This window comes from Amycolatopsis sp. NPDC023774, assembly GCF_040639695.1.
In the GTDB taxonomy this organism is placed as follows: Bacteria; Actinomycetota; Actinomycetes; order Mycobacteriales; family Pseudonocardiaceae; genus Amycolatopsis.
Genome location: NZ_JBFAAJ010000107.1, coordinates 1 through 1,640, shown reverse-complemented (window position 1 = coordinate 1,640; position 1,640 = coordinate 1). Strand labels below are relative to the sequence as shown.

Annotated in this window: 2 protein-coding genes; one reads left to right on the top strand and one right to left on the bottom strand. The window is 69.6% G+C overall.

The features are described 5' to 3' along the window. Positions 1-243 precede the first annotated feature (243 nt). Entirely contained in the window at positions 244-654 is a 411-nt protein-coding gene (locus AB0F91_RS47165; protein WP_360609054.1) for a hypothetical protein, read from the bottom strand. A gap of 187 nt (positions 655-841) precedes the next feature. Here AB0F91_RS47165 and AB0F91_RS47160 point away from each other — a divergent pair, with 187 nt between their 5' ends. Next, complete coding sequence (locus AB0F91_RS47160; protein ID WP_360609052.1) at positions 842-1,507, top strand: hypothetical protein; 666 nt, start codon at positions 842-844, stop codon at positions 1,505-1,507. The last annotated feature ends 133 nt before the right edge of the window (positions 1,508-1,640 follow it).

Below are 1,640 nucleotides of genomic sequence, written 5' to 3'. Positions count from 1 at the left end.
CCGCAGGCCATGGTCAGGCCGACCAGCGCGAAAGCCGGGAGAAGGGCGAGCGCCTTCATCTGGTGTCCACGAGCCACTTCGACACTCCTCGTAGTTCTCAACGGGAAAACCTCGTTGCTGCCTGGCGGCTGAGTCGGCCCGCCCGGGCGGAAATGCTGTTTGGTCGCAGGTTCGACCGGAGCTGGCGAAGCGGCGGGCCACTGGCAACTGACGACGGTGTGGGCCGTGGCCCATGCGCGAGTGCTATGGGCTGTCGGAGACCGCCCTGTCGGCTAGATCTCGCAGCGCCTCGACGGCGGCTGAGAGGTCCGACGGCCACCGCGCGGTGATGGCTTCCCAGGCCTTCCGCAGCGACACGTTCTCGGCGAGGACGAGGTAGGGCGGGTTGCCCCAGTGGGTCGCGACGACCGTGCCGGTCCGATCCGGCTGGCCTGGTCCGGGTGCGCCGCCGGGCAGGAAGTCCAGCGTGTGGGTCTTCTCGCTCGCGGTCAGGTCGTCCTTCAGCCCAGCGCCGGCGCAGGTGAAGCTGCGCAACATGTTGCGGGCGTCAGGGCTGAGCGGCATCGGCGCATCCGGGTGCGCTGTGTTGTAGGCCTGCACCGAGTCGTAGGCGGTGTACCGGGGAATGCGCCGGTCTCCGGACGTCGCTGACATACACAAGATCTTAAAAGGTGAGTTTCCAGATGGGGTGCCAGCATTCATTGGTGCTGGCACCTGCGTCGCCTTGGGACCCAGCCAGTGCGCGAGACCGTCGGCCCAGGCTGCGCCAAGTCATCAATCCCTCGTCACCAGCAGCGAAGGCCTCGGCGGTGCCGGGCGGGATGGTGCTGACTTCGAGGTAGTGGTCGACGTCGACGTGCGGCGGCTGGGCGGTGTGGTCTTCGTGGCCTTTTTCGTCGCCAGTCTCGTAGCCGGTGCAGCGCTGGCAAGGGTCTCGCTCTACCTTCCCGGGGCCTCGCCAAGTGAACTGCGGGAGTACTACACGGACAGCCGGGCGTCGGTGCTCGTGGCATCGGCGTTGCAGCTGGTCGCGGCTATCGGCCTGGCTCGGTTCGGCGCCGGGCTCGCCGCCCGGATCAGTCCGGCCCACCGGCGTGCCTGCCGGGCCGGATATGGGCTCGCGGCAGCCTCGCTGGCCGTGTCGGCGCTGCTGTCGGTGCTGATGGTGATCCTCGGTGCGGACGCGGACGACAGCATTGTGCGGGTGTTCGGGCGGCTGATCCTGAGCACCGGCGGCGCCCTGAACCTGGCCGGGCTGGCCCTGCTGATCTGGTCAGTCTCCAGGGGCGCGGCCGGCGCTAGGCTGGGGCCCCGGTTGGCCTGGCGCGCGGGGCTGGTGATCGCCCCGCTGCTGGCGGTGGCGCTGGTGTCGATCGTCCTGGTCCCGCTCACCCGCCTGGAACCGTTGTGGCGGCTGCTGGCCGCGGTCTGGAAATGCTGGGTCTGCGCCGGCGGCCTCATTGCCGCCGCCCGTCCCGATCAGTCGGCAACACCGCCGCCCTACTAGTCGGTCTCACCTCGGCATCCACGACGTGGCCGCACTGCTGCGCCCCGGGCAGCCCATGACGGGCCCGTGCTCGTGGGTGGTCCGGTCGTGTCGAAGCCGGAAGTTGCCCTAGGCGCAGGTGGTCGGGGCGGGA

Coding starts and splice junctions, on each gene's coding strand:
- AB0F91_RS47165 (WP_360609054.1), bottom strand. CDS start 654: ATGTCAGCGACGTCCGGAGACCGGCGCATTCCCCGGTACACCGCCTAC.